This window comes from Acidovorax sp. GW823-FHT01C06, from assembly GCF_058798375.1.
On record NZ_JBXAKN010000008.1, the window covers coordinates 193,865 to 216,375 of the forward strand.

The 22,511-nt window shown below is 65.2% G+C and carries 21 protein-coding genes; 3 read left to right on the forward strand and 18 right to left on the reverse strand.

Annotated features, from left to right (window positions below):
• Window positions 1-66: 66 nt before the first annotated feature.
• Window positions 67-1,986 carry an ATP-dependent zinc metalloprotease FtsH gene (gene ftsH, locus AC1RCS_RS17395; protein WP_218297676.1) on the reverse strand — a complete coding sequence of 640 codons (1,920 nt, stop codon included), beginning with the start codon at window positions 1,984-1,986 and terminating at the stop codon, window positions 67-69.
• Window positions 1,987-2,161: 175 nt separating this feature from the next.
• Complete coding sequence (locus AC1RCS_RS17400; RefSeq protein WP_492245439.1) at window positions 2,162-2,824, reverse strand: RlmE family RNA methyltransferase; 663 nt, start codon at window positions 2,822-2,824, stop codon at window positions 2,162-2,164.
• A 107-nt stretch (window positions 2,825-2,931) separates the two neighbouring features.
• Between AC1RCS_RS17400 and AC1RCS_RS17405 the strand changes: the two genes are divergently transcribed.
• On the forward strand, window positions 2,932-3,405 hold the full coding sequence (locus tag AC1RCS_RS17405; protein ID WP_218297678.1) for a YhbY family RNA-binding protein: 474 nt from the start codon (window positions 2,932-2,934) through the stop codon (window positions 3,403-3,405).
• A complete protein-coding gene (locus tag AC1RCS_RS17410; protein ID WP_492245438.1) occupies window positions 3,405-4,193 on the forward strand; it encodes a glycosyltransferase in 789 nt (262 codons plus the stop codon). Before AC1RCS_RS17405 ends, AC1RCS_RS17410 begins: the two co-directional genes overlap by 1 nt.
• A gap of 46 nt (window positions 4,194-4,239) precedes the next feature.
• On the opposite strand, the gene AC1RCS_RS17415 is transcribed toward AC1RCS_RS17410, so the two are convergent.
• The 5 genes from AC1RCS_RS17415 to carA form a co-directional block, all read right to left on the reverse strand.
• Window positions 4,240-4,686: a DUF4149 domain-containing protein gene (locus AC1RCS_RS17415; protein ID WP_218341594.1), complete on the reverse strand. Its 447-nt coding sequence runs from the start codon at window positions 4,684-4,686 to the stop codon at window positions 4,240-4,242.
• Between the two features lie 11 nt (window positions 4,687-4,697).
• Complete coding sequence (gene greA / locus AC1RCS_RS17420) at window positions 4,698-5,174, reverse strand: transcription elongation factor GreA (protein WP_218297680.1); 477 nt, start codon at window positions 5,172-5,174, stop codon at window positions 4,698-4,700.
• Between the two features lie 180 nt (window positions 5,175-5,354).
• Window positions 5,355-8,600, reverse strand: coding sequence for a carbamoyl-phosphate synthase large subunit (gene carB, locus AC1RCS_RS17425; protein WP_218297681.1), 3,246 nt, complete (start codon window positions 8,598-8,600; stop codon window positions 5,355-5,357).
• A gap of 10 nt (window positions 8,601-8,610) precedes the next feature.
• Window positions 8,611-9,033 (reverse strand): hypothetical protein, encoded by a 423-nt coding sequence (locus tag AC1RCS_RS17430; RefSeq protein ID WP_218297682.1) that lies wholly within the window; start codon window positions 9,031-9,033, stop codon window positions 8,611-8,613.
• Between the two features lie 20 nt (window positions 9,034-9,053).
• Window positions 9,054-10,226, reverse strand: a complete 1,173-nt coding sequence (gene carA / locus AC1RCS_RS17435) for a glutamine-hydrolyzing carbamoyl-phosphate synthase small subunit (RefSeq protein WP_218297683.1) — start codon at window positions 10,224-10,226, stop codon at window positions 9,054-9,056.
• 286 nt (window positions 10,227-10,512) lie between these two features.
• Here carA and AC1RCS_RS17440 point away from each other — a divergent pair, with 286 nt between their 5' ends.
• Window positions 10,513-11,328 carry a hypothetical protein gene (locus AC1RCS_RS17440; protein WP_218297684.1) on the forward strand — a complete coding sequence of 272 codons (816 nt, stop codon included), beginning with the start codon at window positions 10,513-10,515 and terminating at the stop codon, window positions 11,326-11,328.
• 59 nt (window positions 11,329-11,387) lie between these two features.
• Here AC1RCS_RS17440 and AC1RCS_RS17445 read toward each other — a convergent pair whose 3' ends face one another.
• The 11 genes from AC1RCS_RS17445 to AC1RCS_RS17495 are packed head-to-tail and all read right to left on the reverse strand — an operon-like array spanning window position 11,388 to window position 22,505.
• On the reverse strand, window positions 11,388-12,161 hold the full coding sequence (locus AC1RCS_RS17445; RefSeq protein ID WP_492245437.1) for a TrmH family RNA methyltransferase: 774 nt from the start codon (window positions 12,159-12,161) through the stop codon (window positions 11,388-11,390).
• A 17-nt stretch (window positions 12,162-12,178) separates the two neighbouring features.
• Window positions 12,179-12,805, reverse strand: a complete 627-nt coding sequence (gene rnhB, locus AC1RCS_RS17450; protein WP_218297686.1) for a ribonuclease HII — start codon at window positions 12,803-12,805, stop codon at window positions 12,179-12,181.
• The gene (gene lpxB / locus AC1RCS_RS17455; protein WP_492245436.1) at window positions 12,771-13,934 is read right to left on the reverse strand and encodes a lipid-A-disaccharide synthase; all 1,164 of its coding nucleotides are present in this window, start codon (window positions 13,932-13,934) and stop codon (window positions 12,771-12,773) included. The genes rnhB and lpxB overlap by 35 nt, the downstream gene beginning before the upstream one ends.
• A 9-nt stretch (window positions 13,935-13,943) precedes the next feature.
• A complete protein-coding gene (lpxA, locus tag AC1RCS_RS17460; RefSeq protein WP_218341591.1) occupies window positions 13,944-14,732 on the reverse strand; it encodes an acyl-ACP--UDP-N-acetylglucosamine O-acyltransferase in 789 nt (262 codons plus the stop codon).
• A gap of 20 nt (window positions 14,733-14,752) precedes the next feature.
• Complete coding sequence (gene fabZ / locus AC1RCS_RS17465; RefSeq protein WP_010457855.1) at window positions 14,753-15,193, reverse strand: 3-hydroxyacyl-ACP dehydratase FabZ; 441 nt, start codon at window positions 15,191-15,193, stop codon at window positions 14,753-14,755.
• Between the two features lie 16 nt (window positions 15,194-15,209).
• Entirely contained in the window at window positions 15,210-16,193 is a 984-nt protein-coding gene (lpxD, locus tag AC1RCS_RS17470) for a UDP-3-O-(3-hydroxymyristoyl)glucosamine N-acyltransferase (RefSeq protein ID WP_492245435.1), read from the reverse strand.
• A 24-nt stretch (window positions 16,194-16,217) separates the two neighbouring features.
• Window positions 16,218-16,736 (reverse strand): OmpH/Skp family outer membrane protein, encoded by a 519-nt coding sequence (locus AC1RCS_RS17475; protein ID WP_218297690.1) that lies wholly within the window; start codon window positions 16,734-16,736, stop codon window positions 16,218-16,220.
• On the reverse strand, window positions 16,736-19,033 hold the full coding sequence (gene bamA / locus AC1RCS_RS17480) for an outer membrane protein assembly factor BamA (protein ID WP_218297691.1): 2,298 nt from the start codon (window positions 19,031-19,033) through the stop codon (window positions 16,736-16,738). The genes AC1RCS_RS17475 and bamA overlap by 1 nt, the downstream gene beginning before the upstream one ends.
• Window positions 19,034-19,078: 45 nt before the next feature.
• On the reverse strand, window positions 19,079-20,443 hold the full coding sequence (gene rseP / locus AC1RCS_RS17485; RefSeq protein WP_218341589.1) for an RIP metalloprotease RseP: 1,365 nt from the start codon (window positions 20,441-20,443) through the stop codon (window positions 19,079-19,081).
• 26 nt (window positions 20,444-20,469) lie between these two features.
• Window positions 20,470-21,648 carry a 1-deoxy-D-xylulose-5-phosphate reductoisomerase gene (gene ispC / locus AC1RCS_RS17490; protein ID WP_492245517.1) on the reverse strand — a complete coding sequence of 393 codons (1,179 nt, stop codon included), beginning with the start codon at window positions 21,646-21,648 and terminating at the stop codon, window positions 20,470-20,472.
• A complete protein-coding gene (locus AC1RCS_RS17495; protein WP_218297693.1) occupies window positions 21,648-22,505 on the reverse strand; it encodes a phosphatidate cytidylyltransferase in 858 nt (285 codons plus the stop codon). The genes ispC and AC1RCS_RS17495 overlap by 1 nt, the downstream gene beginning before the upstream one ends.
• Window positions 22,506-22,511 lie beyond the last annotated feature (6 nt).

The following is a 22,511-nucleotide window of genomic DNA, read 5'->3' on the forward strand; positions in this document are numbered from 1 at the left end:
ACCAAACAGACCATGAAAAACGGGGCACAAGGCCCCGTTGGAACGGCTGGAACTGCAACGGGCTCCTCAGGCTGCCGAAGGCGCGGTGTCCGTTGCCACGGCGGGCGTGCCGCCGCTGGAATTGTCGCCGCCCGAGGGAGGCGTGCGGGGTGTCCAGTCCTTCGGAGGACGGGGCTCCTTGCCAGCCATGATGTCGTCCAGCTGCTCGGTGTCGATGGTCTCCCATTCGAGCAGGGCCTTGGCCATGGCGTGCATCTTGTCGCTGTTCTCCTCGATCAGGCGGCGGGCGAGGTTGTACTGCTCGTCGATGATGCGGCGCACTTCCATGTCGACCTTTTCCATGGTCTGCTCGCTCATGGTCGTGGTCTTGGTGACCGAGCGGCCCAGGAACACCTCGCCTTCGTTTTCCGCATAGACCATGGGGCCCAGCGCATCCGTCATGCCGTAGCGGGTGACCATGTCGCGGGCGATGTGCGTGGCGCGCTCGAAGTCGTTGCTGGCGCCGGTGGTCATCTGGTTCATGAACACTTCCTCGGCGATGCGGCCGCCGAACAGCATGCTGATCTGGTTGAGCATGTATTCGCGGTCATAGCTGTAGCGGTCCTGTGCGGGCAGGCTCATCGTCACGCCCAGGGCACGGCCACGGGGAATGATGGTGACCTTGTGCACCGGGTCGCACTTGGGCAGCAGCTTGCCGATGAGCGCGTGGCCGGACTCATGGTAGGCCGTGTTGCGGCGCTCTTCCTCGGGCATGACCATGCTCTTGCGCTCGGGGCCCATGAGGATCTTGTCCTTGGCCTTCTCGAAGTCCTGCATCTCCACCGTGCGCGCATTGCGGCGGGCGGCCATCAGGGCGGCTTCGTTGCACAGGTTCGCCAGGTCGGCACCGCTCATGCCGGGCGTGCCGCGCGCGATGATGCCGGGGGCCACGTCCTGGCCGATCGGGATCTTGCGCATGTGCACGTTCAGGATCTGCTCGCGGCCCCGGATGTCGGGCAGCGTCACGTAGACCTGGCGGTCGAAGCGGCCGGGGCGCAGCAGCGCGGCGTCCAGGATGTCGGGGCGGTTGGTGGCAGCCACCACGATCACGCCCAGGTTGGTCTCGAAGCCGTCCATCTCGACCAGCATCTGGTTCAGGGTCTGCTCGCGCTCGTCGTTACCACCGCCCAGGCCCGCGCCACGCTGGCGACCCACGGCGTCGATTTCATCGATGAAGATGATGCAGGGGGCGTTCTTCTTGGCGTTGTCGAACATGTCACGCACACGGGCCGCGCCCACGCCGACGAACATTTCCACGAAATCGGAGCCCGAGATGCTGAAGAACGGCACCTTGGCTTCGCCCGCGATGGACTTGGCCAGCAGGGTCTTGCCGGTGCCCGGAGGGCCCACCAGCAGCAGGCCGCGCGGAATGCGGCCGCCCAGCTTCTGGAACTTCTGTGGGTCTTTCAGGAAGTCCACGACTTCCTTGACTTCTTCCTTGGCCTCGTCGCAACCGGCCACGTCCGCGAACGTGACCTGGTTGTTGTTCTCGTCGAGCATGCGCGCCTTGCTCTTGCCGAAGCTGAAGGCGCCGCCCTTGCCGCCGCCCTGCATCTGGCGCATGAAGTACACCCACACGCCAATCAGCAGCAGCATGGGGCCCCAGCTGACCAGCAGGGTCATGAGCAGGGAGCCTTCTTCGCGGGGCTTGACGTCGAACTTGACGTTGTTGTTGATGAGATCGCCCACGAGGCCGCGGTCCAGATAGGTCGCGGTGGTGCGGATCTTGCGGTCGTCGTTGGTGACGGCCACGATCTCGGTGCCGCCCTGGCCTTCCTGGATGGTTGCGCTCTTGATGCGGTTGCTGCGGACTTCCTCGAGGAATTCCGAGTAGCCGACGTGGCCTGCGCTGGCGCCGGCACGGGTGTCAAACTGTTTGAACACCGTGAACAGCACCATGGCGATAACCAGCCACACGGCAATTTTTGAAAACCACTGATTGTTCAAGCGGGGCTCCAGTTGCAGGGAACAGAAAACGGACACACTGCCGTCATGGCACGCATGTGCGGCCCATTTTAGGTCTTTCAAGCCACCCAGCCATCCCTATTCCCCCTAGCCGCCATGGAAACAGCACGGGCTTTACGGGCGAATTTCACGGATTCATGACCTGGGGCAAGACCTTTCAGGCGGCCTTTTTGAGGCCCATTCCCACCAGGAAGGTCTCCGAAGATTTGTCGCGCGACGCCTTGGGCTTCAAGGGCTTGACCACCTTGAAGGTCTGCTTGAACAGCGTCACCAGATCGCCGTACCCGCCGCCGTGGAAGAGCTTGACCACCAGCGCACCGTCCGGTTTCAAATGGTTGCAAGCGAAATCCACCGCCAGCTCCACCAGGTGGGCGATGCGGGCCGCATCGGCCGATCCGATGCCCGAAAGATTGGGCGCCATGTCCGACACCACGACATCCACCGCGCGGCCGCCGAGCGCCTGCTCCAGGCGCTCGAGCACCTGCGCCTCGCGAAAATCGCCATTGAGGTAGGTCACCCCCTCGATGGGCTCCATGGGCAGGATGTCCAAGGCGATGATGGTGCCATTGAGCTGCCCCGCCGCCGCACCCGAGGGCGACATGCGCCTGCGCAGGTACTGGCTCCATGCGCCGGGCGTGGAGCCCAGGTCCACCACCGTGTAGCCGGGCTTGATGAGGCCCAGCTGCTCGTCGATCTCCTTGAGCTTGTAGGCCGCGCGCGCGCGGTATCCCTCTTTCTGGGCCAATTTGACATAGGTGTCGTTGACGTGGTCGTTCAACCATGCCTTGTTGACCTTCTTGCTCTGGGTTTTGACTTTCATACGGCTCCATTGTCTCTCGACAATCGGCACAGCCGATTGGACACAAGGCCCATTTCGCGCGGCGACGCGAAGGCACCCCGCGGCGGGCCGCAGACATAATACGGCCCATGCCTCAAATTCAACTGACTCCCGCCGAGCGCCGGGAACAACGCGCCAATGCCCACCACCTGGACCCCGTCGTCCTGATTGGCGGCGATGGCCTGACCCCCGCCGTCAAGAAGGAGATCGACGCCGCCCTGAATGCCCACGGGCTGATCAAGGTGCGTGTTTTCAATGACGACCGCGCGGCCCGCGAGCTGATGTACCAGCAGATCACGGCCGACCTCAACGCCGCCCCCATCCAGCACATCGGCAAGCTGCTGGTGCTCTGGCGCCCTCAGCCCGTCAAGGAGCGCGTGGTCGATGAAGACCGGATGCCGGGCCCGCGCGACGTCAAGGTGCTGAAGTTCAGCAAGCGCGGCGGCCAGCGTCCCGAAATCAAGCAGCTGCGCGTGCTGGGCAACCAGCGCCTGACCTCGGGCGGCCAGATCAAGCGCGCCAAACCCAAGCAAAAGTCGATCAAGAAGCGCCAGGCAGACTGATGATCCCCCCCGCAGTCTCTGCAGTACCTGCAGCTTCTGCAGCGCCTGCCGGCAGGGCCGCCCACGCGCGCCACATCCTCTGCATGAAGTGGGGCACGAAATACGGCCCCGAATATGTCAATCGGCTGTACGCGATGGTTCGGCGGCACCTGCGTGGTGACTTCCGCTTCGTCTGCCTGACCGACGACAGCGCCGGCATCCGCAGCGAAGTGCAGTGCTTGCCCATCCCCGCGCTCGATCTGCCACCCGGCATTCCCGAGCGGGGCTGGACCAAGCTGGCCACCTTCAGCCAGGACCTGCACGGGCTCCGCGGCACGGCCCTGTTCCTGGATGTGGACGTGGTCATCACCGGCAGCCTGGACGATTTTTTCACCCAGCCGGGCGAATTCCTGATCATCCATGACTACAAGCGCCCCTGGCGCGTCACGGGCAATTCATCGGTCTACCGGTTCGAACTGGGGGCGCACCCTGACGTGCTGGCACACTTTCGCGCCCACTTCGCAGAAATCCGCGCGCAGTTCCGCAACGAACAGGCCTACCTGTCGGACTTTCTGCACCGGCAGGGCAAGCTGCAGTACTGGCCCGCAGCGTGGTGCCCGAGCTTCAAGTACCACGGCATACCGCCATGGCCCACCAACTACTGGCGCGCGCCGTTCGTGCCGCCCGGTGCGCGCATCGTGATCTTTCACGGGGAGTGCAATCCACCGGACGCGCTGGCGGGACGGCGCAACCGCCGCTTTCGCTACATTCGCCCCGCCAGCTGGGTGGCGGAACACTGGCACGAGTAGGCGGCGTCGGCGCTGACGCTGGCCGAGCCGCCGCGGTGCATGCGCTTCAGGCTCCGGCGGAGCCGCCCCCGGCGGGCGCCTGAGGGTCGTGGCGAAGCGTTTGCCACAGCACGGCCAACGCACAGCACCATTGCAGCGCGTACATTACTGTTCCCACGCTGTGCCACACGCGCAGATCCTGCCGCGCCACGATGCGCGGTGCCACGCCAAACTGCGTGAGCAGTGCCAGCAGCATGCCGCCCAGTATGAAAACCATAGCAGCTTGCGCCCATGGGTGCTGCGCTACAGCCTGCCTAGGCCTGGAGACCAGCAGCAGCACCAGGCAGCAGGCCACCGCCACCCAGGTCTGTGCCGCAAACAGCCTGGCCGCCATGTTGCCCGCCACCGTCGGCGACGGGAGGTGGGCAAACAGCATGGGCACGACCAGAAAGCCGATGGTGGTCAGGCTTCCCCACCACAGGGCGGCCACCAGGGCAGGAAGGCGATGGAGCATGCCGCGCCTGTTCACTGGTAGCTGACCGCCACCACCTCATAGCGGCGAACGCCGCCGGGCGCCAGCACTTCGGCGGTATCGCCCTCTTCCTTGCCGATGAGCGCACGGGCGATGGGGCTGGAGATATTGATCAGGCCCTGCTTCAGGTCGGCCTCGTCCTCGCCCACGATCTGGTACTTCACGGTGTCGCCAGACTCTTCATCCTCCAGCTCGACCGTGGCGCCAAAGACCACCTTGCCGCCGCCGTCGACGGCGCTGGGATCGATGACCTGCGCGACCGAGAGCTTGCCCTCGATCTCCTGGATGCGGCCCTCGATGAAGCCCTGGCGGTCCTTGGCGGCGTCGTAGTCGGCGTTTTCGCTGAGGTCCCCCTGTGCGCGCGCTTCGGCGATCGCCGTGATCACCGCGGGCCGTTCCACGGTCTTGAGGCGGTGCAACTCTTCCTTGAGCTTTTCAGCGCCGCGCTTGGTAATCGGAATGGTGGCCATTCTGTCGAGTCTCCATAAGTCAAAACGGTGAAAGCGCCAAGGCACTTCCACCGGTCAGTCACCACGTCACGCCCGGGCTGTGCCGGACTTCGTGAATGGCAAGTCTACAAAAGGAAACCGCCGCACGTTGCCGCGCGGCGGTGTCTGGTCAGGCGAAGATTATGCCGCTTTTGCCGGGGGTCAGGCCACCAGCTGGGCGTGCAGCTCCTGCACCGAGTACACGTCGAGCTTGTCCAGGTACTTCATGCCCTCCACGGCCGCCTCGGCGCCGAAGATGGTCGTGAAGGTGGTCACGCGGGCCAGCAGCGACGAGGTGCGAATCGCGCGCGAGTCTGCAATCGCGTTGCGGCGCTCTTCCACCGTGTTGATGACCATGACGATCTCGTTGTTCTTGATCATGTCCACGATGTGCGGACGGCCTTCCGTGACCTTGTTGACCACCACCACCGGGACGCCCGCCTCGGCAATGGCTGCAGCGGTGCCTTTGGTCGCCACCAGGTCAAAGCCCAGCGCCACCAGCTGGCGGGCAATGTCCACCGCGCGGGGCTTGTCATTGTTCTTCACCGTGAGGAACACCTTGCCCGACGTCGGCAGCTTGGTGCCCGCGCCCAACTGGCTCTTCACGAAGGCTTCGCCGAAGGTCTTGCCCACGCCCATCACCTCGCCGGTGGACTTCATCTCGGGGCCGAGGATGGTGTCCACGCCAGGGAACTTGACGAACGGGAACACGGCCTCCTTCACGCTGAAGTAGGGCGGCGTCACCTCCTTGGTGATGCCCTGCGAGGCCAGCGTCTGGCCGGCCATGCAGCGCGCGGCCACCTTGGCCAGCTGGATGCCCGTGGCCTTGGAGACGAACGGCACGGTGCGCGAGGCACGGGGGTTCACTTCCAGCACGTAGATCACGTCCTTGCCGTCCACTTCCTGGATGGCGAACTGCACGTTCATCAGGCCCACCACGTTCAGGCCTTCGGCCATGGCCGCGGACTGGCGCTTGAGTTCATCGACCGTGGCCTGCTTGAGGTAGTACGGCGGCAGCGAACAGGCGGAGTCGCCCGAGTGCACACCGGCTTGTTCGATGTGCTCCATCACGCCACCGATGAAGGTCTTGCCCTCGGGATCGCGCAGGCAGTCCACGTCGCACTCGATGGCATCGTTCAGGAAGCGGTCCAGCAGCACGGGCGAGTCGTTGCTCACCTTCACGGCCTCGCGCATGTAGCGCTCCAGGTCGCGCTGCTCGTGCACGATTTCCATCGCACGGCCGCCCAGCACATAGCTGGGGCGCACCACCAGCGGGTACCCCAGGGCGGCGGCCTTTTCCAGCGCCTCGGCCTCGGTGCGGGCCGTGGCATTGGGGGGCTGGCGCAGCCCCAGGTCGTGCAGCAGCTTCTGGAAGCGCTCGCGGTCCTCGGCGGCATCGATCATGTCGGGGCTGGTGCCGATGATCGGCACGCCCTCGGCTTCGAGGCCCAGCGCCAGCTTGAGCGGCGTCTGGCCGCCGTACTGCACGATCACGCCAGTGGGCTTTTCCTTGTCCACGATTTCGAGCACGTCTTCGAGCGTGAGGGGCTCGAAGTACAGGCGGTCCGAGGTGTCGTAGTCCGTGGACACGGTTTCGGGGTTGCAGTTGACCATGATGGTCTCGTAGCCGTCCTCGCGCATGGCCAGCGCGGCGTGCACGCAGCAGTAGTCGAACTCGATGCCCTGGCCGATGCGGTTGGGGCCGCCCCCGAGCACCATGATTTTCTTGTTGTTGGTCGGCTCGGCCTCGCACTCGTCCTCGTAGGTCGAGTACATGTAGGCGGTGTTGGTCGCGAATTCGGCGGCGCAGGTGTCCACGCGCTTGTACACCGGGCGCACGTTCAGCGCGCGGCGGGCTTCGCGCACGGCTTTTTCCGTCGTCTTGAGCAGCTTGGCCAGGCGGCGGTCCGAGAAGCCCTTCTTCTTGAGCGAGCGCAGCGTGCCGGCATCCAGGCTGGCCAGTGCCGCATCGCCCTTGTCCACGGCCAGCTGGTCCAGCTCCAGTTCGATCTTCACGATCTCTTCGATCTGCACCAGGAACCACTTGTCGATCTTGGTGAGGTCGTACACCTCGTCCACGGAGAGGCCCATGGCGAACGCATCGCCCACGTACCAGATGCGCTCGGGGCCGGGCTCGCCCAGCTCCTTTTCGAGCACCTCACGGTCCTGGGTCTTCTCGTTCATGCCGTCCACGCCCACTTCCAGGCCGCGCAGGGCCTTCTGGAAGGACTCCTGGAAGGTGCGGCCCATGGCCATGACCTCGCCCACGGACTTCATCTGCGTGGTCAGGCGGCTGTCGGCCGTGGGGAACTTCTCGAACGCGAAACGCGGGATCTTGGTGACCACGTAGTCGATGGAGGGCTCGAACGACGCGGGCGTGGCGCCGCCGGTGATCTCGTTCTTGAGCTCGTCGAGCGTGTAGCCCACGGCCAGCTTGGCGGCGACCTTGGCGATCGGGAAGCCGGTGGCCTTGGATGCCAGCGCGGACGAACGCGACACGCGGGGGTTCATCTCGATGACGATCATGCGGCCGTCCTTCGGGTTCACCGAGAACTGCACGTTGGAGCCGCCCGTGTCCACGCCGATCTCGCGCAGCACCGCCAGGCTGGCGTTGCGCATGATCTGGTATTCCTTGTCGGTCAGCGTCTGCGCGGGGGCCACGGTGATCGAGTCGCCCGTGTGCACGCCCATGGGGTCGAGGTTCTCGATGGAGCAGATGATGATGCAGTTGTCCGCCTTGTCGCGGACCACTTCCATCTCGTACTCCTTCCAGCCGAGCAGCGACTCCTCGATCAGCAGCTCGTTGGTGGGCGAGGCTTCCAGGCCGCGCTTGCAGATGGTCTCGAACTCTTCGGGGTTGTAGGCAATGCCGCCGCCCGTGCCGCCGAGCGTGAAGCTGGGGCGGATCACGGTGGGGAAGCCCACGCTCTTCTGGACGGCCCAGGCTTCGTCCATGCTGTGGGCAATGCCGGAGCGCGCGGAACCCAGACCGATCTTGGTCATGGCATCCTTGAACTTCAGGCGGTCCTCGGCCTTGTCGATGGCTTCGGGCGTGGCGCCGATCAGCTCGACCTTGTACTTGTCGAGCACGCCGTTGTGCCACAGGTCCAGCGCGCAGTTGAGCGCGGTCTGGCCGCCCATGGTGGGCAGGATGGCGTCGGGGCGCTCCTTGGCGATGATCTTCTCGACCGTCTGCCAGGTGATGGGCTCGATGTAGGTCACGTCGGCCGTGGCCGGGTCGGTCATGATCGTCGCGGGGTTGCTGTTGATCAGGATGACCTTGTAGCCTTCCTCGCGCAGGGCCTTGCAGGCCTGCACGCCGGAGTAGTCGAACTCGCAGGCCTGGCCGATGATGATCGGGCCGGCGCCGATGATGAGAATGCTTTTGATGTCTGTGCGTTTTGGCATGGTGCGTCGATCAGTCGATCGTGGGTTCGGCTGCCTGGGGGCTGGGGGTCGGGGCAGAGGCTGCTGCGTCCGATGGCGGGCGCCGCTCGGTCAACTTGGCAAGCAGCGCCTGGGCCCGTTCGGGAGGAAGGTTCTTCTGCATCAGCTGCAGCAGGCCGTCGCCCTGGATCAGCGGGCGCAGGACCTCTTCTTCCGCGTCATAAAACGTCACTTCCCATTCCTGCAGCAGCTCTGCGAAGGCGGCATCGTCCAGGGTCTTGCCCTTGGCCACCAGCGTGACGAGGGGCATGGCCTTGTTCTCGACGAACGCCTTCTTGTAGGGCTTTTGCGCCCAGCGTTCCGTGAACCACTCGCGGTGGGGCGATGGCAGGGTCAGGACACGCTTGTGGATCGCCTTTTCCAGCGATGCGAGGGGAAAGCTGAACAGTTTCATGGCGCTATTCCTTCCCGGGTTCAACCGGCTTTCGCCGCGCGCATGGCATCGGTGAATCGGTCGAAAAGGTAGGCGATGTCGTGCGGCCCGGGGGAAGCCTCAGGGTGGCCCTGGAAGCAGAATGCCGGCTTGTCCTTGTGGACCAGCCCTTGCAGCGTGCCGTCGAACAGGCTGATGTGCGTGGCGCGCAGGTTGGCAGGCAGCGATTCCATGTCCACCGCGAAACCGTGGTTCTGGCTCGTGATGCTCACGCGGCCGGTGTCCAGGTCCTTCACGGGGTGATTGGCCCCGTGGTGGCTGTGGGTCATCTTGAAGGTCTTGGCGCCGGCGGCCAGGGCCATGATCTGATGACCCAGGCAGATGCCGAACGTGGGCACGCCGCTGTCCACGATGGTGCGGGTGGCGGCAATGGCGTAATCGCAGGGCTCCGGATCGCCGGGGCCGTTGGACAGGAACACGCCATCGGGCTTGAGTGCCAGCACATCGGCGGCGGGCGTCTTGGCAGGCACCACGGTGACCTTGCAGCCGCGCTCGGCCAGCATGCGCAGGATGTTCTTCTTCACGCCGAAGTCGTATGCCACCACATGGAACTGCGGCGCCGCGAGTTCGCCGTAGCCTGAGCCCAGCTTCCACTCGGTCTGCGTCCACTCGTAGCGCGACGCCGTGGTCACCACCTGGGCCAGGTCCAGCCCGGCCATGTTGGGGGCGGCCTTGGCCTTGGCGATGGCTTCGTCGATGAGCGCCTGCGTGACCGGCTGCCCGGCGGCCAGTCCGATGATGGCGCCGTTTTGCGCACCCTTGCTGCGCAGCAGGCGCGTGAGCTTGCGGGTATCGATGTTGGCGATGGCCACGGTGTTCTCGCGCACGAGGTATTGCGAGAGCGTTTCCGTGGAGCGGAAGTTGCTGGCCAGCAGGGGCAGGTCCTTGATGATCAGGCCCGCGGCATGGACCTTGTCGGCTTCGATGTCCTCCACGTTGACGCCGTAGTTGCCGATGTGCGGATACGTCAACGTGACGATCTGCTGGCAGTAGCTGGGGTCGGTGAGGATTTCCTGGTAGCCGGTGATCGCGGTGTTGAACACCACTTCGCCGACGGTGGTGCCGGTGGCACCAATCGAATTGCCGATAAAGACCGTGCCGTCTGCGAGCGCCAGGATGGCGGGCGGGAAATTTCCCTGTAGAGACAAAAGCACTGGGTTCTCCGGATGGTTACGGTCGCCCGGCGCCTGCAGGCCACTCGTGCACGCAAAGGTACGCAAGTGCCGGTGGCTGCTCTCAGATGGGTTGTTGCTTTGGGTGCGGTCGGGCGACGCTGTTGCGAGAAAAGCTCCCGATTATACCCATCGCGGCGCATCCACTCGCAAATGCATGCCTTGCATAACCTTGTTACGTAAGCAAGTGTTCCAGGCATTTCAGGTGACAACGGTCCGCCTAGACTTCGGCCGACGCCTCCCGCCACTCCCACAGAGAACCCTCCCGATGCGCACTTTTCTCCGCCCTCTTGCCCTTTCCCTGGCCGGCCTGTGCGCCGCCGTGGCCGCCCAGGCCCTGGAACTGGCCAGGTACCCCCAGGTCTTCGTGGCCCCCCAGGGGGTGGAAGTGGTGCTGGCGCCCAGCGCGGATGGCAAACAGGCCCTGGTGCGCGTGAGCGGCATCAACGATCCCATTGACCAGGTCGTGTTCCTGAGCCAGCTGGAGCAACAGGGCTCCGCGCGGGAGGTCTATGCCACCCGGCTCGACGGCCGCAGCTACGGCCTGCTGCAAAAGCAGAGCCACGCCTATCGCCACGGCGAGCAGTATGTGGTGTACCTGCCCGGCAAGCGCGATGGCCTGCCGCTGTCCTTCAGCGAGGAAAAGAGCAAGGCCTTCAAGCTGGCGGACCTGCAGGCGAGCTACCAGAGCCAGCAAAAGCAGGGCGTGCAGGAAAAGCTGGCCCGCTTTGACCGCAGCAAGCGCCTCGCGGGAGCGCAGGCCGAGCTGGCCAGGGCCGACCAGGAAGCCTCCGCGGCCTGCGGCACGCCGGTGAAGACCACGGTCGACTGGAGCACGATCGATGACGAGAAGCTGCAGACCCTGAGCATCGGCAGCTTCTGCGGCGTGGTGGCCTCGGAGCTGGACTCCATGTGCCGCAACACGCCTGCCTTCAAGAGCACGGCATCCGGGCTGGGCCAGGTGCAGTGCAGGTTCGCGCCACAGCTCAAGATCCGCGTGGAAAACCAGCAGGTGCTGTTCAGCACCGAGAAGGATGCGCCCAACCAGGGCGATTTCGTGCGCCAGTTCCTGCGCAACCTCTAGAAAAACGGGAGAAGACGGGCCTTCCGCGGCCCCCCGGAGCCGGCTGCGAAGGGAGGTGTTCAGCGCCCGGCGCCGCTCGCATGCAGGCAGATCGCCGCCGCCGCCGCGACGTTCAGCGACTCCTCGCCACCGGGCTGCGCGATGCGGATGCGCATCGCAGCCCGCTCCTCCAGCACGGCGGAGACGCCCTGCCCTTCATGGCCCATGACCCATGCGCAGGGCCAGGGCAGCGCGGCCCGGTGCAGCCAGTCCCCGGCGTGCGAACTGGTCACCAGCATGGGCACCTTCAGGGACTGGAGTTCGCCGTGCTCCACGCCTTCGATCAGGTCCAGCGCGAAATGCGCGCCCATGCCGGCGCGCAGCACCTTGGGGGACCACAGGGCGGCGCTGCCCTTGACGGCGACCACCTGACGGAATCCGAATGCCGACGCGCTGCGCAGGATGGAACCCACATTGCCGGCGTCCTGCACCCGGTCCAGCACGACGGTGGCGGCGTCCGTGCGCAATGCGGCGGCAGCGGGCAGATCGATGATGAAGCCCATGCGGGCAGGCGACTCCAGACCGCTGATGTCGGCAAACAGGGCATCGGCGAGCACTATGATTTTCATAGCTGCCTGCGCCCATTCCACTTGCGCCTGAGGCCAAAAAGACTCGGAAAATACCGCGATCGATGCCCGCTGACCCCGTTCCAGGGCGGCGCGGCAGAGGTGGTCACCCTCCAGCCACACCCTGCCCTGCTTGCGGTAGGCGGTGGTGTCCTGCGCGAGCCGGCGCAGTTCCTTCACGAAGCTGTTGTCCCGCGAATGGATCGCGGTGATGGACGGAGAGGTCATGGGGCGAGCAGGTTCCGTCAGGCAAGCAGGCTCTGCGCCACGGGCGCAAAGGAACGCCGGTGATGGACGCAGGCCCCGTGCTCGCGCAAGGCGGCCATGTGCACCGCGGTGCCATAGCCCTTGTGGCCGGCAAACCCGTACTGCGGAAACTCTTCATGCACCTGCACGCACCAGCGGTCGCGGTGCACCTTGGCCAGGATGGAGGCGGCCGAGATGGCCGGTACCAGCGCATCGCCCTTGACGATGGCCTCGGCCTGGATGCCCAGCGTGGGCAGGCGGTTGCCATCGACCAGCACCATGACGGGCTTCAGGCGCAGCCCCATCACGGCCCGCCGCATGGCCAGCAGCGTGGCCTGCAGGATGTTGAGCTGGTCGATCTCTTCCACGCTGGCCTCGGCAATGCTGCAGCACAGCGCCTTGGCACGGATTTCGTCGTAGAGTTTCTCGCGCCGGGCAGGCGTGAGCTTCTTGGAATCGGCAAGGCCGGCGATCGGATTGAGGTCATCCAGGATGACCGCGGCCGCCACCACGGGCCCCGCCAGCGGGCCGCGGCCCGCCTCGTCCACGCCGGACACAAGACCCGGCGGGTGCCATGGCAGGCAGGCCTGTTCAGGCAGCTGGGTGAAGGATTTTCTGGATCGCATCGGCAGCCAGTTGGGGGGTATTGCGTTGCAGGCTTTCGTGCAGCGCCGTAAAGCGCTGCTCCAGGGCCGTGATTTTCTCAGGATTGTGCTGGCGCGCATCCAGCCATTGCAGCGTTGCCGCGCAGAGCGCCTGGGGTGTCGCGGCATCCTGGATCAGCTCGGGGACCACGAATTCTCCGCAAAGGATATTGGGCAGCCCCACCCAGGGCTGCAGCTGCTTGCGGCGCATGAGCCACCAGCTCAACGGGTGCATGTGGTAGCCGATGACCATGGGACGCTTGAACAGCGCCGCCTCCAGCGTCGCGGTGCCGCTGGCGATCAGCGTGGCGTCGCAGGCGGCCAGCACGGCATGGGACTGGCCGGACACGATCTGCACCGCCCCAACCAGACCCGCGGCCCGTGCCGCCTGCACGATGCGCTCCCGCAGCGCCGGGACGGCAGGAACTATCAATTTAATAGCTGGACGCGCTTTCAGGACAAGCGCTGCAGCCTCAAAGAAAGGCTGCGTGATGTAGGCGATCTCCGAGGAGCGGCTGCCCGGCAGAATGGCCAGCACTTCGTCGGCATCCTGCAGGCCGAGCTGGGCGCGGGCGGCGGCGCGGTCCGGCACCATGGGAATCACGCCGGCAAGCGGGTGGCCCACATAGGTCGCCGCAATGCCGTGCCGCGCCAGCAGCTCGGGCTCGAACGGAAAGATGCACAGCACGTGGTCGGCGCTGCGGCGTATCTTCTCGACACGGTCCGCGCGCCAGGCCCAGATCGACGGGCACACGAAGTGCACGGTCTTGACACCCGCGGCACGCAGGTCGGCCTCCAGCTTCAGGTTGAAGTCAGGCGCATCCACGCCGATGAACACGTCCGGACGCTCCTTGAGCAGCCGCTCACGCAGTTGCTTGCGAATGCCCAGCAGTTCGCGCAGGCGGCGCAGCACCTCCATGCTGTACCCATGCACGGCGAGCTTCTCGCTGGGCCACCAGGCGGCAAAACCCCGGCGCTGCATCTGCGGGCCACCAATGCCGCAGGACTGCAGGCCCGGCCAATGGGCCTGCATGCCGTCGATCAGCAGGCCGGCAAGCAGGTCGCCGGAGGTCTCGCCCGCCACCATGGCGACGCGGGGGGAAGCCTTCATCATTGCCCCTCAGCGCGCGATGCCGCGCGTGGAGGTATCCAGGAAACCCAGCATCATGGCGATGTCGGGCGCAGCCTCCGGATGGGCGGCTGGCAACTCGGCCACGCCTGCGCGTGCGGCCTCCAGTGTCAGCCCCTGGCGATAGAGCAGGCGGTGCATCTGCTTGATGCCCGCCACACGCTCTGCCGAGAAGCCCCGGCGGCGCAGCCCGACGATGTTGAGGCCGCGCAGCGCCAGCGGATTGCCGTCGGCCAGCATGAAGGGGGGCACATCCTGCGACACGGCGCTGGCAAAGCCGACCATGGCATGGGCACCGATCGAGACGAACTGGTGAATGCCGGTGAGCCCGCCGATGGTGACCCAGTCGGCAAGGTGCACATGGCCTGCCAGCGTGGTGTTGTTGGAGAGCGTGGTGTGGTTGTCAACGCGGCAGTCGTGCGCGATGTGGGTGTACGCCATGATCCAGTTGTCGCTGCCCACGCGCGTGATGCCGCCGGCTCCCGGCACACCGAGGTTGAAGGTGCAGAACTCGCGGATCACGTTGCGGTCGCCGATGACGAGTTCGGTCGGCTCGCCCGCGTACTTCTTGTCCTGCGGCACGGCACCCAGCGATGCGAACTGGAAAATGCGGTTGTCGGCCCCGATCGTGGTGCGCCCTTCGATCACGCAGTGCGGCCCCACCGTGGTTCCCGCCCCGATCACCACGTCGGGACCAATCACCGCGTAGGGCCCCACCGTGACCGTGGGATCCAGACTGGCGCCTTGCGCGACTATGGCCGTGGGATGAATATTGCTCACGATCTGCAAGTCTGAGCGGATCAACCCACGCTGCGCATGGTGCACATGAGTTCGGCCTCGCAGGCCACTTCCTCGCCCACGCTGGCCACGCCCTTGAACTTCCAGATGCCGCCGCGCACGCGGTCGATCGTGATGGAGAGAATCAGCTGATCGCCCGGCTCCACCGGCCGCTTGAAGCGCGCGCCATCGATGCCGACGAAGTAGTAGATGTTGTTTTCATCAGGCACCTTGCCCATCGCGTCGAACGCCAGCAGGCCGGCGGCCTGCGCCAGGGCCTCGAGGATCAACACACCCGGCATCACCGGGCGCCCTGGAAAGTGCCCCATGAAATAAGGCTCGTTGAACGTGACGTTCTTGATCGCCTTGATGCGGGTGTTGCTCTCAAGCTCGATCACTTTGTCCACCAGCAGGAACGGGTAGCGGTGGGGCAGTTGCTTGAGAATTGCGTGGATATCCATCATCGAGTTGTTCTTCCGTTCATGCTGCTTTCAGAGCTTGCTCCAGCGCCTTGATGCGCTCTCGCAAGCTGTGCAGTTGTTTGAGTGTTGCAGCGTTTTTTTCCCAACGCGCATTGTCGTCGATGGGAAACATGCCCGTGTATTGCCCAGGCTGGCTCAAAGAGCGCGTGACCACCGTGGCGGCAGAGATATGCACGTTGTCCGCCATCTCCAGATGGCCCAGCACGATGGCGCCGCCGCCCACGGTGCAGTGCGCGCCAATGGTCGCGCTGCCGGCCACGCCCACGCACCCCGCCAGGGCAGAGTGCTTGCCGATGCGCACGTTGTGCCCGATCTGGATCAGGTTGTCGAGCTTGACGCCGTCTTCGATGACGGTGTCCAGCAGCGCACCACGGTCGATGCAGGTGTTGGCGCCGATCTCGACATCGTCGCCAATGTGCACGGCCCCCAGTTGCTCGATCTTGACCCACTGCCCGTTCTCGGGCGCAAAACCAAAGCCGTCGGCGCCGATCACCACGCCGGGGTGCACGATGCAGCGCGCGCCGATGCGGCAGCCCTCGCCCACCGTGACACGGGACTTGAGCACGGTTCCTGCGCCAACGCGCGCACCGCGTTCCACCACGCACAGGGGACCGATGGTGGCGGTGGCATCGACCTGCGCCGACGGGTCCACCACCGCGCTCGCGTGCACACCGCCCTGCACTGCGGGGGCATTGAGCCGGCGCCAAAGCTGCGTGGCCCGCGCGAAGTACACGTAGGGGTTGTCCGCCACGATGCAGGCGCCACGGGCCATGGCGGCATCGCGCATGGCAGGCGCCACAATGACACAGGCCGCCCGGGAGGCGGCCAGTTGCTGTTGGTAGCGGGGGTTGCTCAGGAAACTGAGGTCTCCCGGCCCTGCAACCTCCAGGGGCGCGATGCGGGAAATGACGGCATCCCGTGCCGCACCTCCTTCCAGCGAGCCACCGAGCGCATCAACTATGTGCCCGAGAAGCAAGCTCACGCGCCACCTGTCCAGCGCTGGGGCTTACTTGCCGGCAGCGGCATTCAGCGCCTTGATCACCTTGTCGGTGATGTCGTGCTTGGGGTTGATGTAGACGGCCTCCTGCAGGATCACGTCGTACTTCTCCGCCTCTGCCACCTGCTTGACCACCTTGTTCGCACGTTCGAGCACCTGGGACAGTTCCTCGTTCTTGCGGGCGCTCAGGTCTTCCTGGAATTCGCGGCGCTTGCGCTGGAATTCACGGTCCTGGTCCACCAGCTGGCGCTGGCGGGTGGTGCGCTGGCTTTCAGCCATCGTGGGAGCTTCGCGTTCGAACTTCTCCGTGGCGGTCTTCAGGGTGTTGCCCATGTCCACCAGTTCTTTCTCACGGCGGGAGAATTCCTGCTCCAGCTTGGCCTGTGCAGCCTTGGCGGTGCTGGCCTCGCGGAAGATGCGGTCGGTGTTGACAAACCCGGCTTTGAACTCTTGCGCTTGTGCAGGCGCTGCGATGGCAAGCGTGCCAAGCAGCAGGGCCAGAGAGATATGGCGAGAAAAGGATTTCATTAGAAAGACGTTCCAATCTGGAATTGCAGTTTCTGGATTCTATCGCCGGCGAACTTGCGCACCGGTTGCGCAAAGGCCAGGCGCAACGGACCCAGCGGGGAAATCCAGCTCAGGCCCAGGCCGACGGAGGAACGCATGTCACTGAAAGTAACTTTTTCGTTCTCTCCGTACACATTACCCACATCAAAGAAGGTGAATACACGCAGTGTCCGGTCGTTGCCCGCGCCCGGAAAGGGTGCGATCAGCTCCGCGTTCAAGGTGACCTTCTTGGGTCCCCCCAACGACGCGCCCGTCACGTCACGCGGCCCCAGCGTACCCTGGTCGAAGCCGCGCACGGATCCCAGCCCACCCGAATAGAAGTTCTTGAACACGGGGAACGGCCTGCCGTTCATGCCCTTGCCGATGCCCACCTCGCCGTTGAAGGCGATGGTGAAGCGCTTGTTCAGTGGCACGTACTGCTGGTACTGGTAGTTGGCCCGCACATAGCGAGCATCCCCCGCCACCGACCATTCTGAATTGAGGCGCTGATAGCGGCCGGAATTCGGCGCCAGAGCGCTGTCGCGGTCGTCCCGCGACCAACCGATCGTCAAAGGAATGGAGGTGCTGCTGTAGCCAAACTGGTCGGCATAGGCCAGGTAGGTGGCGGGAATGTTCGTACCCGCCTTGATCTTGGTCTGCTCCAGCCCCCCACCAAAGAACACGGTATCGGTTTCACTGAACGGAACACCGAATCGCACCGACGTTCCGGTGGTCACCAACTCGTAGTTGCCGCCCTGGTCTTCGTAGGGCTTGTCCGTGCGGTAGTACACATCCAGCGTGCGCGAGATGCCTTCCGGCGTGAAGTATGGATTGGTGGTGCTGAACACCAGCGTGCGACGGTACTTGCTGGTGTTGACATCGATGCCCAGGTAGTTGCCGGAACCAAAGATGTTTTCCTGCTTGATGCCGAACGACAGCGACACCTTTTCGGCGCTGGAGAAACCCACCCCCATCTGCAGCGAGCCCGTGGGCTTTTCCGCCACGTTGATCACGAGGTCGACCTGGTCGGGGGAACCCGGCACTTCCTGGGTTTCCACATTGACTTCGGTGAAGAAGCCCAGGCGGTCCACGCGGTCGCGCGACAGGCGGATCTTCTCGCCGTCGTACCACGAGGCTTCGTACTGGCGGAATTCACGGCGGATCACTTCATCGCGCGTGCGGTTGTTGCCGCTCACGTTGATGCGGCGCACATAGGCGCGGCGCGAAGGTTCGGCCTGCAGCACGAAAGCGACCCGGTTGTTTTCGCGATCGATTTCGGGCACGGCTTCCACGCGCGCGAAGGCGAAGCCAAAACGCGAGAAATACTCTGAAAACGCCTTGGTCGTTTCCGTGACCTGGTCCGCGTTGTAGGGCTCGCCCGCGCGGATGGTGACCAGGGACTTGAACTCGTCTTCGCGGTCCAGGTAGTTGCCCTCCAGCTTGACGCCCGAGACCACGTAGCGCTCGCCTTCCGTCACGTTGACGGTGATGGAGATGTCCTGCTTGTCGGGCGAGATGGCGACCTGCGTGGAGTCGACCCGGAACTCCAGATACCCGCGCTGCAGGTAGTACGAACGCAGCGTCTCCAGATCGGCATTGAGCTTGGCGCGCGAGTAGCGGTCCGACTTGGTGTACCAGCTGAGCCAGCCCCCGGTGTCCTGGTCGAACAGGCCTTTGAGCGTGGATTCACTGAAGGCCTTGTTGCCGACGAGGCGCACTTCCTTGATGCGGGCAGGCTCGCCCTCGACCACGGTGAAGGTCAGGTTGACGCGGTTGCGCTCGATCGGCGTCACGGTGGTGACGACCTCGGCGCCGTACAGGCTCTTGTTGATGTACTGGCGCTTGAGCTCCTGCTCGGCGCGGTCCGTCAACGCCTTGTCGTAAGGCCGGCCCTCGGTGAGTCCGACATCGCGCATGGCCTTCTTGAGCGCGTCCTTGTCGAACTCGCGCGTGCCGGCGAAGTCAACGTCGGCGACGGTGGGCCGCTCTTCCACCACCACCACCAGCACGTTGCCGGCCGCCTCCAGGCGCACGTCCTTGAACAGGCCCAGTCCGAAAAGAGCGCGGATGGCCGCGGCGCCCTTCTCGTCGTTGTAGTCGTCACCAACCCGCAGCGGCATGGAGGCAAACACGGTGCCGGGCTCCACGCGCTGCAGGCCCTCGACGCGGATGTCCTGCACCTTGAAAGGCTCCAGAGCCCATGCCGCATTGGCGGCAAAAATCATGGCTGCAACGGCCGATGCGGTACGCACGCCCAGGCGATTGATGTGTTTTTTCATGAATGAAGCTGGAGCCGCAGTTGCAGGGCAAGCGCGGCAAAAGTGTTAGCCAAAGAGCCGGGTGATATCGTTGAACAGGGCAATGGACATCATGAGAAGCAGGACCGCAACGCCTCCACGCTGCAGGCGCTCCATCCATGCATCCGACACCCCCCTGCCCGTGACACCCTCCCAAAGATAATACATCAGGTGCCCTCCGTCCAAGACAGGCAGCGGCAGCAGGTTGAGCACGCCCAGGCTCACGCTGATCAGCGCAAGGAAGACAAGGTACTGCGAGAGTCCCAGGCTGGCGGAGCGCCCTGCGTAGTCGGCGATCGTCAGGGGGCCGCTGAGGTTCTTGAGCGATGCCTCGCCGATCACCATGCGCCCCATCATCCGAAGCGTGAGGATGGAGACATCCCAGGTCTTGACCACGCCGGCCCAGGCCCCCTCGAACACGCCATATTCCACCGTCACGAATTCAGGGGGGGCTCCGACATACGCCCCGATGCGGCCGACGGAGGCGCCCAGTTCCGGCTTGGCCTCGGGCAACACGTCCACGCTCAGCACCTGGCCTGAGCGATCAATGCGCCATGACTGTGCCAATGGCTCGCTTCCCCGCACCGACTGGCGGATCAGCTCGCGCAGCTGCTGGCCGTCCACCACGTCGCTGGCACCGATCCTGAGCACCACGTCCCCCTGGCGCAATCCAGCGCGGGCTGCGGCCCCGTCAGGCATGACCTCGCCCAGCACCGGCCGTGTCCACGGCCCCAGGATGCCGATCTTGCGAAACAGCTGGGCGTCCGCCTCCCGGCTGTCGATCTTCGACATGTCCAGCAGGATTTCCCGGTGCACGGCGCCCGACTGCGGCTGCACGTCGAGGCGCACGTTCACACCCTCCAGCGCACCGCGCGTGAGCAGCCAGCGCAGTTCTTCAAACGAGCGCACGGGCTCCATCTCGTCCGACCCCAGCGCTGCCTGCGCGACCAGCTCGCCGCCCCGCAGGCCGGCACTCTGCGCGACGGACCCGGCCACCGGACTGGCGAGTACCGCCTTGGGCTCGTCCACCCCGTTCCAGTTCACAATGGAATACAGCAGCACCGCCAGCAGCAGGTTTGCCAGCGGCCCCGCGGCCACGATGGCCGCGCGGGAGCGCAGCGGCTGGGTATTGAAAGCCAGATGCCGCTCCTCGGCGGCCACGGGCGCTTCCCGCTCGTCCAGCATGCGCACATAGCCCCCCAGCGGAAAAGCCCCCAGCACGAACTCCGTGGGCGACCCCTTGGGCTGCCAGCGCAGCAATGGTTTGCCAAAGCCCACCGAGAAGCGCAGCACCTTGACCCCGCACGCCACGGCCACCCGGTAGTGGCCATATTCGTGCACGGCGATCAGAAGGCCCAGGGCCACGATGAAGGCAACGATGGTAAGGAGCATGTACGGGTCCGTGGTGCTGTGAGAACTCAGGCCGCCAGGCGGCCCGCGGCGTGCTCGGCAGCATTGCGTGCCTGGGCATCCAGGTCCAGCAGGGCTTCGAGGGAATCCGGCTTGGAGGGAGAAACCGCGTCCAAAGTTGCAAGATTCACGGCATGGATACGGTCGAAACGCAGCCGCCCCGACAGGAAGGCCCCGACCGCGACCTCGTTGGCGGCGTTCAATACGGCGGTCGTGCCTTCGGCCGCCTTGAGCGCCTGCCAGGACAGGTGCAGCCCGGGAAAACGGGCCGCGTCGGCATCTTCAAACGCCAGCGCCGTCAAGGCAGAGAAGTCGAGCCGGCTGGCACCGCTGGCGATGCGCTCCGGCCAGGCCAGGCCGCAGGCGATCGGCACGCGCATGTCGGGGGTGCCGAGCTGGGCGAGGATCGATGCATCCTTGAACTGCACCATCGAGTGGATGATCTGCTGCGGATGGATCACCACCTTGATCTGGTCGGGGTGCAGGTCGAACAGCCAGCGCGCCTCGATCACTTCCAGCGCCTTGTTCATCATGGTGGCCGAATCCACCGAGATCTTGCGGCCCATCGAGAAATTGGGGTGCGCGCAGGCCTGGTCGGGCGTGATCTGCGAGAGCGTGGACGGATCCCGCTGGCGGAAGGGACCGCCAGACGCGGTCAACAGGATGCTGTCGACGCGTTCGGCCCAGGTCGCCGGATCTTCGGGCAGGCACTGGAAAATCGCGGAATGCTCGCTGTCAATGGGCAGCAGCGTCGCGCCGCCCTCGCGCACGGTCTGCATGAACAACCCGCCGCCCACCACCAGGGCCTCCTTGTTGGCCAGGAGCAGCCGCTTGCCCGCGCGCGCTGCAGCGAGGCACGGCGCCAGGCCGGCAGCGCCCACGATGGCCGCCATCACGGCATCCACGTCAGGGTGGGATGCTATTATTTCAAGAGCATCTTGCGCTTGAAGGACATGCGTTGGAAGGGCATTTGCCTGCAGTCTTTCAGCCAGCAGGGCCGCATGGGTGGCACTCGCCATCACGGCGTAGCGGGGGCGGAACTGCGCGCACTGCGCCAGCATCAGGTCCACCTGGGTCGCGGCACTGAGCGCGAACACCTCGAAGCGCTCGGGATGGCGGGCCACCACGTCGAGCGTGCTGGTACCGATGGAGCCCGTGGAACCCAGGACAGTCAGTCGTTGTTTCATCATTGCGTTGTCAGGCTCGTGAGCATCATGGCCAGCGGCAGGGTGGGCAGCAAGGCGTCCACCCGGTCGAGCACGCCACCGTGCCCGGGCAACAGGCCGCTGCTGTCCTTCACGCCCGCGCTGCGCTTGATGAGGGACTCCACCAGGTCACCCGACACGCTCATGGCCACCATGAACAGGGCCGCGATCACGAGCAGCCACCAGCCTTGCTGCGCCATGCGGCTGTAGAAGCTGGGAACGGCCGCCTGCCAGTGGGCATCGGCGGCCACCCAGATGAATGCCATGGCCAGCACGCCGGCAAGGCCGCCCCACACGCCCTCCCAGCTTTTGCCGGGACTGATGGAAGGGGCCAGCTTGCCCTTGGTGAAGCGCAGGCCAAAAGCACGGCCCGCGAAGTACGCGAAGATGTCGGCGACCCACACCAGCAGCAGCACCGACAGCAGGAAGTTGACGCCCACGTTGCGCGCCTGCACGACCGCCAGCCACGCAAGCCAGAGGGCCAGCACCCCGGCCACCAGGCGCACCGCCGCCGGAATGCGAGGCCAGCCGGGCACGCCGGCCCTGAGCAGCCAGGCCGCGGACAGCACCCAAAGGCCACCCCCCGCCACCCAGAGCCCCGCCAGCGGGCGGTCAATCCAGCCCAGGGCCCACGACCCGGCGCACAGGGCGACGCACGCGCCCCCCACCGCCACGGAGCCCGCCTGTCCGAAACCGCTCAAACGGCCCCATTCCCAGGCGCCAGCCGCCATGAGCACCAGCACCACCAGGGTGAACGGGACGGTGGACGATGAATAAAAAAGCGCCGGCAGCAGAATGGCCAGCAGGACAAGGGCTGTAATGACGCGCTGTTTGAGCATGGGGCC

Excerpts from the sequence above, each read along its gene's own strand:
- AC1RCS_RS17400 (WP_492245439.1), bottom strand. The coding sequence starts at position 2,824 with ATGAAAGTCAAAACCCAGAGCAAGAAGGTCAACAAGGCATGGTTGAAC.
- AC1RCS_RS17405 (WP_218297678.1), top strand. The coding sequence starts at position 2,932 with ATGCCTCAAATTCAACTGACTCCCGCCGAGCGCCGGGAACAACGCGCC.
- AC1RCS_RS17410 (WP_492245438.1), top strand. The coding sequence starts at position 3,405 with ATGATCCCCCCCGCAGTCTCTGCAGTACCTGCAGCTTCTGCAGCGCCT.
- AC1RCS_RS17415 (WP_218341594.1), bottom strand. The coding sequence starts at position 4,686 with ATGCTCCATCGCCTTCCTGCCCTGGTGGCCGCCCTGTGGTGGGGAAGC.
- greA (WP_218297680.1), bottom strand. The coding sequence starts at position 5,174 with ATGGCCACCATTCCGATTACCAAGCGCGGCGCTGAAAAGCTCAAGGAA.
- carB (WP_218297681.1), bottom strand. The coding sequence starts at position 8,600 with ATGCCAAAACGCACAGACATCAAAAGCATTCTCATCATCGGCGCCGGC.
- AC1RCS_RS17430 (WP_218297682.1), bottom strand. The coding sequence starts at position 9,033 with ATGAAACTGTTCAGCTTTCCCCTCGCATCGCTGGAAAAGGCGATCCAC.
- AC1RCS_RS17440 (WP_218297684.1), top strand. The coding sequence starts at position 10,513 with ATGCGCACTTTTCTCCGCCCTCTTGCCCTTTCCCTGGCCGGCCTGTGC.
- AC1RCS_RS17445 (WP_492245437.1), bottom strand. The coding sequence starts at position 12,161 with ATGACCTCTCCGTCCATCACCGCGATCCATTCGCGGGACAACAGCTTC.
- rnhB (WP_218297686.1), bottom strand. The coding sequence starts at position 12,805 with ATGCGATCCAGAAAATCCTTCACCCAGCTGCCTGAACAGGCCTGCCTG.
- lpxB (WP_492245436.1), bottom strand. The coding sequence starts at position 13,934 with ATGAAGGCTTCCCCCCGCGTCGCCATGGTGGCGGGCGAGACCTCCGGC.
- fabZ (WP_010457855.1), bottom strand. The coding sequence starts at position 15,193 with ATGATGGATATCCACGCAATTCTCAAGCAACTGCCCCACCGCTACCCG.
- AC1RCS_RS17475 (WP_218297690.1), bottom strand. The coding sequence starts at position 16,736 with ATGAAATCCTTTTCTCGCCATATCTCTCTGGCCCTGCTGCTTGGCACG.
- bamA (WP_218297691.1), bottom strand. The coding sequence starts at position 19,033 with ATGAAAAAACACATCAATCGCCTGGGCGTGCGTACCGCATCGGCCGTT.
- rseP (WP_218341589.1), bottom strand. The coding sequence starts at position 20,443 with ATGCTCCTTACCATCGTTGCCTTCATCGTGGCCCTGGGCCTTCTGATC.
- ispC (WP_492245517.1), bottom strand. The coding sequence starts at position 21,648 with ATGAAACAACGACTGACTGTCCTGGGTTCCACGGGCTCCATCGGTACC.
- AC1RCS_RS17495 (WP_218297693.1), bottom strand. The coding sequence starts at position 22,505 with ATGCTCAAACAGCGCGTCATTACAGCCCTTGTCCTGCTGGCCATTCTG.